The sequence below is a fragment of the Sphingomonas sp. GW821-FHT09E03 genome (genome assembly GCF_059416225.1).
The window spans coordinates 106,615-113,624 of record NZ_JBWKOS010000011.1 but is presented as its reverse complement, the minus strand read 5'-3'; the positions used below and the strand labels follow the sequence as shown (position 1 = coordinate 113,624).

Below are 7,010 nucleotides of genomic sequence, written 5' to 3'. Positions count from 1 at the left end.
TGTTGTTGCCGACAGCGACGACGATGCGGATAGCTCCGTCAGCCCGTAAGCTGATCGTCAAAGTTTCGGGAAAAGGGTCGAGGACGTGGTCCTCGGCCCTTTTTTTGTGCCTCCCGGGGTGCACCCCGTATCGATCCGACCTACTGCTTGCGCCATGATCTTCGCTCCTTCCGCCGTGATGGTGCTGGCACTCGTCATCGGCCGGGCTCAGGCGACCGGCCCCCAGTCAATCCAGGCCGTACCTCGGCAAGAACAATCATCGGCCGCGAGTGCCTATCTGCCCGGTCGCGAGGACGATGCCCGGGTGGCACGGATCGCCTTTGGACTGGCCACGGAGGCGCGGGCGCGATGCTCCCGCCCGGCGCCTGCGACCGGCCTGGTGCTGCAGCATCTCTCCCAATTCCATCCTGCCGATCGGCCCGGGATGATCGCGGCGCTGGCGCTCGACCGCGGGCCCGGCGCGATCGTGATCGTGCCCGGCAGTCCCGCCGCGCGCGCCGGTCTCCGCCCCGGCGACGTCCTGCTCGCCATCGATGGCAAGGCCCTGCCGCCCGAGGCTGATCTCACCGCGCCATTCGATGCCGCCCGTGCGCATGCGCGGTCGGACGCCATCGAGGATCTGCTGGACCAAGCGGCTGCCGCCCCCATCGCTATCACCCTGCTACGCGATGGCGTTACCCTCACCCTCGCCGTCACGGCGGTGCCCGCCTGCCCGTCGCGAGTTTTCCTGGCGCGGTCGGACCAGCATAATGCCTATGCCGATGGTAGCCATGTCTTCCTCACCACCGGGCTTGTGATGCGGGTCCGGTCAGACGATGAGCTCGCCTTCATCATCGCCCATGAGATGGCCCACAATATCCTCGGCCATGCGGCCGTGATGCGCGGGCCCACGGTCAGCCATGGCCTCGGCCGCACCCTCGGCAGAAGCGGACAGATCGTGCGCTCGACCGAGCGCGAGGCGGATGCGCTGGGCGGCGAGATGATGATCGATGCCGGCTTCGACCCCGTGGCCGGTGCCGCCATCCTCAAGCGGATGGACACCGATCTCGGCATCGCCCTGTTCGCTTCCCACGACCCAGCCGGGCGTCGCATCGCGGCGATGCGCACGCTGGCAGCGGCACGCCACCTGCCATGACGGTGCCGCAGCGAGACTTCTACCAAGTCCTCGGGGTGCCGCGCTATGCCTCGCCGGCGCAGATCCGCCATGCCTATGTTAGGCATGCCAAGCGGCATCATCCCGATCTTGCACCTCAGGGTAGCCTGCCAGGCCGCCTGCAGGAGGTACAGCAGGCCTATCGCTGCCTCTCCAATGCCGAGGCACGGGCGCGACACGATCGGATGCTTCAGGAGCGTGAAGAATCCCACCTCGCCCATCAACGTGAGGTCCAGCGCCGCCTGCGCCGCTACGATCGCCGCCATCCACATTGGCAACTGCGTCCTAGGCGCCTGCTAGGATGGCGGCCGCTGCTGATCGTCACTGTCGGAACGGCCGTGCTGCGCTATCTCTCGCGCGGCGCAATCGGCTGATCATTTGGCGCCAAAACCGGTGAGCATGATGCGGACCGTGCGCAAGGCGATCAGCAGATCGAGCCATGACGAGAAGAACTTGATATAATAGAAGTCGTAGTGGAGCTTGACGTGCACGTCATCGAGCCCGGCGACATGACCTTGATTGACCTGCGCCCAGCCGGTGATCCCTGGCCGCACGATGTGCCGATAGGCGTAGAAGGGCAGCTCACGCTCATACCAGCTCGATAGCGGCACCGCTTCCGGCCGCGGGCCGATCCAGCTCATCTCGCCACGCAGGATGTTCACCAACTGCGGCAATTCGTCGATCCGCGAGCGGCGCAGGAAGCGGCCGATGCCCGTGATGCGCTGGTCGCCGTCACGGGTGATCGCCGCGTGACGCGCCGCCTCATCGTCATCAACGATCGTCGGCGCTACCGTCATCGTCCGAAATTTGAGCATGTCGAACGGCACGCCGCGATAACCCATCCGCCGCTGGCGGAACAGGATTGGTCCGGGCGAGCTCGTGCGCACCAGCAAGGCGACCACCAGCAGCGGCAGAATCAGGATCGGCAGCAGCACGATGCTCGCGACGATGTCGATCGTACGTTTGATGCCGCGATAGCCGAGAGCCGGCAGCAGCGACCCGAAGCTGTTCTCCGACAGATGCTCGATCTGAACGCGCCCGGTCAGCGACTCCCGCAGCTGCTTGGTGTGATAAACGGGAATGCCCGAGATCGCAGCTTGGGCGAGCATGCGTTCCCATTCGGGCGAATGCGACAGCCTGAGGTCGGCGACGATCGACGCCCCGGGATCGCGCGGCACGACGGCCTCGGTCAGCTTGACCCAGTCGATCTGCGGAGTGTCGCGGACAATGTCGGTCTTGCCGAATGGCACATAATACATCCGCATCGGCGCGGCGCGCTGGTTGAGATAGCCGAGGATGAAGGTCACGGCGAGTGAGGCGAGATAGCCCGCGAGCAGCATGGAGCCGCTGTAGCTGGCGCGCGAGAACAGCAGTACCGCCGCAGCGATGCCGAAGGTGGTGGAGAAGGCCGGCAGGATGAAGCCGAACGCGCGCGTACCGGGATAGATGGTCACACGGCGGAAGATGAGCAACGCGACGACCGCGGCGATCAGCGAGGTCAGTTGCGTGTTGAACGTGCCGGGAAGGTTTTGCGACAGCGTCCCCGACGCGATCAGCGGGGCAACCAGCGGCACGAAATAGGCGACCAGCGCCACCATCAGCAACGGCTTGAGCAAACGAACATTGGGACGGCGAGCCCGCGTCGATCGCCCGTGATCTCCCGTTATCAGCACCAGGCCACCTCATACCGGGGCCGAGAGCCCGAACGCACCGATTACCCACCGGTCATCGTGGGGACGCAAGACGCGCCGCGCCTCCTTAGCGCCCTATGTCAAAGCCGGGCAAGCCATTGGCTTGCGCTCGGGCCGGCAGCCACGTTGCGGGTAGATCAATATACCACTAACCGCGTGGCGATGACCGACACCGCATCTCCTGTCCGGCTGATCGTTTCAAAGCGCTTCGGCGATGCACGCGGGTGGTTTACCGAGACCTATTCGGAACCGACCTTTGCCGAACTCGGCATCAGCTGCCGGTTCGTACAGGATAATCATTCGCTGTCCGGGCCGCGATACACGTTACGCGGCCTTCATTTTCAAACGCCCCCGCGCGCGCAAAGCAAGGTCGTTCGCTGTGTCCGCGGCCGCATCTTCGACGTCGCAGTCGACATCCGTCGCGGATCCCCGACCTATGGGCAATGGATCGGCACCGAGCTTTCCGCGGACAATGGCCATCAGCTGTTCATTCCTACAGGGTTCGCACACGGGTTCGTGACGCTGGAACCTGACTGCGAGGTCATCTACAAATGTTCCGACACCTATGCGCCCGAGCACGATGGCGGCATCCGCTGGGATGATCCCGCCCTGGGCATCGCCTGGCCGATTCCCGCCGACGTCACTCCCGAGCTGTCCGCCAAGGACAAGGTGCAGCCGCTGCTGGGCGACTTCGATAGCCCCTTCCCTTATGATGGCCGCCCGCTCGCGCCTCTCGCCTGAAGGACATCCATGCGCATCTTCGTCACCGGCGGGGCCGGCTTCATCGGTTCGGCCCTGATCCGCCACCTGATCGAGCATAGCGACCACGAGCTGCTGAACTTCGACAAGCTGACCTATGCGGGCACGCTGACCACGGTCGAGCGGGTTGCGACCTCCAACCGCTATCGCTTCGTCCAGGGCGACATCTGCGATGCCGAGGCGGTGCGTGCGGCGATCGCCGAGTTCAAACCCGACGTCATCACGCATCTCGCAGCCGAGAGCCACGTCGACCGGTCGATCGACGGCCCCGGTGCGTTCGTCCAGACCAACGTCGTCGGCACCTACACCATGCTTGCCGAGGCCCGCGCTTATTGGCTGGGGCTCGACGAGGTGGCGCGCGCGACCTTCCGGTTCCACCATATTTCCACCGACGAGGTCTATGGATCGCTCGGCGACACCGGGCTGTTCACCGAGCAGACGCCCTATGATCCGCGCTCGCCCTATTCGGCGTCAAAGGCCGGATCCGACCATCTGGTCAGCGCCTGGGGACATACCTTCGGCCTGCCGGTGCTGATCACCAACTGCTCGAACAACTACGGCCCCTATCACTTCCCCGAAAAGCTGATCCCGCTGATGATCGCCAAGGCGCTCGATAGCGCTCCCCTACCCGTCTACGGCAAGGGCGACCAGGTTCGCGACTGGCTGTTCGTCGAGGACCATGTCCGCGCGCTGCAGACGGTGTTCGAGCGTGGCGAGCCCGGCCGCACCTACAATGTCGGCGGCAACAACGAGAAGCAGAACCTCGAGGTGGTGAAGACCGTGTGCGCGATCCTCGACGAGCTGCGGCCGCGCGAGGATGGCGCCAGCTATGCCGAGCAGATCAGCTATGTCGCCGACCGCCCCGGCCACGACAAACGCTATGCGATCGACGCCAGCCGGATCAGGGATGAACTCGGCTGGACGCCGGCGGAGACGTTCGAGACCGGGATCGCCAAGACCGTCGCCTGGTATCTCGCCAACGAGGCTTGGTGGCGGCCGCTGGTTGCGGCCAAAGCGGCCGAGCGGCGCGGGGTCGCCTGACATGTCTTGGTGTAGGCCTGTCGACATGTTGGCGCGCCGATGACGCGTCTTGTTCTCGTCACCGGCGCCAACGGCCAGCTCGGCACCGAGCTGCAGCGCTGCTCCTGGCCGACAGGCTGGGAGGTCGTCGCGCTCGATCGCGCCGCGCTCGACCTCGGTGATCCCGCAGCGATCACCGCGCTGATGGCGGCGCGTCCCTGGGCGGCGGTGATCAACGCCGCGGCCTATACGGCGGTCGACAAAGCGGAGAGCGATCTGGTCGCCGCCTGGGCGATCAACGCGCTCGCCCCCGCCGCCCTCGCCGCGGCCTGTACCTCGGCGGGCATTCCGCTGGTCCAGATATCGACCGATTACGTCTTTGCCGGCGACAAGGCGGGTGCCTGGGAGGTTGACGATCCCGTCGCGCCGCTCGGCGTCTATGGCGCCTCCAAACTGGGCGGCGAGTTGGCGGTGCGCACCAGCGGCGCTCGCTATGCGATCGTTCGCACCGCCTGGGTAGTGAGCGCCCACGGCAGCAATTTCGTCAAAACCATGCTGCGGGCCGGCGCCACGCGCGATAGCTTATCAGTGGTCGACGACCAGCACGGCAGCCCGACAAGCGCAGCGGATCTTGCGGGCGCGCTGATGGCAATCACCGTGCGCCTCGTCGAGGTCGATGACGCCCCCAGCGGTACCTTCCATTTCAGCAATGCCGGCGCTGTGAGCTGGGCCGGGTTCGCGGCCGAGATCTTCCGCCAGAGCGCCATGCGGGGCGGTCCTTCCGCCGCGGTGATACCTATCCCGAGCAACGCCTACCCTACCCCTGCACGGCGCCCGGCCAACTCGCTGCTCAGCCACCAGGCGCTGCGCACCGCCCATGGCATCGAGCCGCGCCCCTGGCAGGCGGCGCTGGGCGACATTCTCGACGATCTGATCGGGCCAATCGTCACCTCTGCAGGCGAAGACGCCGCCATCAAGGAACAGCAGCCATGAAGGGCATCATTCTCGCCGGCGGATCCGGCACCCGGCTCCATCCCGCGACGCTGGCGGTCAACAAGCAGCTCCTGCCGGTCTACGACAAGCCGATGATCTATTATCCGCTGTCGGTGCTAATGCTCGCCGGCATCCGCGACATATTGATCATCTCGAGCCCCGAATATCTCGGCAATTACCGCAATCTTTTCGGCGACGGCACCGCGCTCGGCTTGGCGATATCCTATGCCGAACAACCTCGCCCCGAGGGCCTTGCCCAAGCGTTCACGATCGGCGCCGAGTTTATCGGCGGTGATCCGGTCGCGCTGGTGCTGGGCGACAACATCTTCTTCGGCGCCCAGCTTACCGAGCTGCTCGCCAGCGCCGTTGCGCGCGCCAGCGGTGCCACGGTCTTCTCCTATCGGGTCGATGATCCGGAGCGCTACGGAGTGGTTGAACTCGGCCAGGGCGGCAGGGCGCTGAGTATCGAGGAAAAGCCAGCTCAACCCAAATCGCATTATGCGGTCACCGGTTTGTATTTTTACGACAATCGAGTGGTTCAGTTGGCCCGCGATCTCAAACCATCAGCGCGGGGCGAGCTGGAAATCACTGATATCAACCGGCTCTACATGGAGGCCGGCGATCTGTTCGTGGAACGAATGGGCCGCGGCTATGCCTGGCTCGACACCGGTACTCACGACAGCCTGCTCGAGGCGAGCGAGTTTGTCCGCACTCTCCAGAACCGTCAGGGCATTCAGGTCGCCTGCCTGGAAGAGATCGCATTCCTCCAAGGCTTCATCACCGCAGATCAGGCCCGGGAGGCAGGCGAGCGGTTCAAGAAGACGGCGTACGGGCGAGCCATCCTCAACGCGGTGGAAGAGGCTTGATCATGTGCCGGGATCACCTCGCCCCCCACCCTGAGTTCCTACGGACCTGAACCTGCCACCATGGGATGAGCACGATGTTCTGTCGTGGTGCGAATCCACCCTGCCCGTTGTTGGGTTGCGATTTGCGGCTCCTGCCTAGAAAGGACACCATCCTAAGGGTCGATAGACCAAGGGGCACCAACTATTGGAAGCCTACAATTCCCCAGGACGTAAGGTCGCCAGCGTGACATTCCGGTTCGCGACAGTGGATCAGGCGGTGCCGGTCACGCCCTTGGCAGGAGAACCGACGTGTCGAGCTCGCGGGCAATAGGGCAGAGCTCCTGCTGCAAACACAATCAGCTGGTTCGCGGGAGTTGCCTGTTAAGCGTCATAGCGGGACTTAGTGTTGCTGGCGCGAGACAGGGCGATCGGCTGCTTGCTGCGTCGCAGCAACAATTAGGATATGATCCTTGCGCCGCTGGCTCGGGAGTTACGCGATGCTCTGCCGATTTGGAATCCATCGTTGGACACGCCGACCAGCGATGTTGC

At 64.7% G+C, this 7,010-nt stretch carries 7 protein-coding genes; 6 read left to right on the top strand and 1 reads right to left on the bottom strand.

The window, feature by feature from the left end; translation table 11 throughout:
- The first annotated feature begins 154 nt into the window (after positions 1-154).
- Together AC07M8_RS17375 and AC07M8_RS17370 are read left to right on the top strand one after the other, a co-directional pair.
- Positions 155-1,135: a M48 family metalloprotease gene (locus tag AC07M8_RS17375; RefSeq protein WP_495175487.1), complete on the top strand. Its 981-nt coding sequence runs from the start codon at positions 155-157 to the stop codon at positions 1,133-1,135.
- Positions 1,132-1,527 carry a J domain-containing protein gene (locus AC07M8_RS17370; protein ID WP_495175486.1) on the top strand — a complete coding sequence of 132 codons (396 nt, stop codon included), beginning with the start codon at positions 1,132-1,134 and terminating at the stop codon, positions 1,525-1,527. Before AC07M8_RS17375 ends, AC07M8_RS17370 begins: the two co-directional genes overlap by 4 nt.
- On the opposite strand, the gene AC07M8_RS17365 is transcribed toward AC07M8_RS17370, so the two are convergent.
- A complete protein-coding gene (locus AC07M8_RS17365) occupies positions 1,528-2,751 on the bottom strand; it encodes a sugar transferase (protein ID WP_495175485.1) in 1,224 nt (407 codons plus the stop codon).
- Positions 2,752-3,006: 255 nt separating this feature from the next.
- Between AC07M8_RS17365 and rfbC the strand changes: the two genes are divergently transcribed.
- Genes rfbC through rfbA form a run of 4 tightly spaced genes read left to right on the top strand, consistent with a single transcriptional unit; the run spans position 3,007 to position 6,482 of the window.
- Positions 3,007-3,585 (top strand): dTDP-4-dehydrorhamnose 3,5-epimerase, encoded by a 579-nt coding sequence (gene rfbC, locus AC07M8_RS17360; protein WP_495175484.1) that lies wholly within the window; start codon positions 3,007-3,009, stop codon positions 3,583-3,585.
- A gap of 9 nt (positions 3,586-3,594) precedes the next feature.
- Complete coding sequence (rfbB, locus tag AC07M8_RS17355; protein WP_495175483.1) at positions 3,595-4,644, top strand: dTDP-glucose 4,6-dehydratase; 1,050 nt, start codon at positions 3,595-3,597, stop codon at positions 4,642-4,644.
- Between the two features lie 39 nt (positions 4,645-4,683).
- Positions 4,684-5,616, top strand: coding sequence for a dTDP-4-dehydrorhamnose reductase (gene rfbD / locus AC07M8_RS17350; protein ID WP_495175482.1), 933 nt, complete (start codon positions 4,684-4,686; stop codon positions 5,614-5,616).
- The gene (gene rfbA, locus AC07M8_RS17345) at positions 5,613-6,482 is read left to right on the top strand and encodes a glucose-1-phosphate thymidylyltransferase RfbA (protein ID WP_495175481.1); all 870 of its coding nucleotides are present in this window, start codon (positions 5,613-5,615) and stop codon (positions 6,480-6,482) included. Before rfbD ends, rfbA begins: the two co-directional genes overlap by 4 nt.
- Positions 6,483-7,010 lie beyond the last annotated feature (528 nt).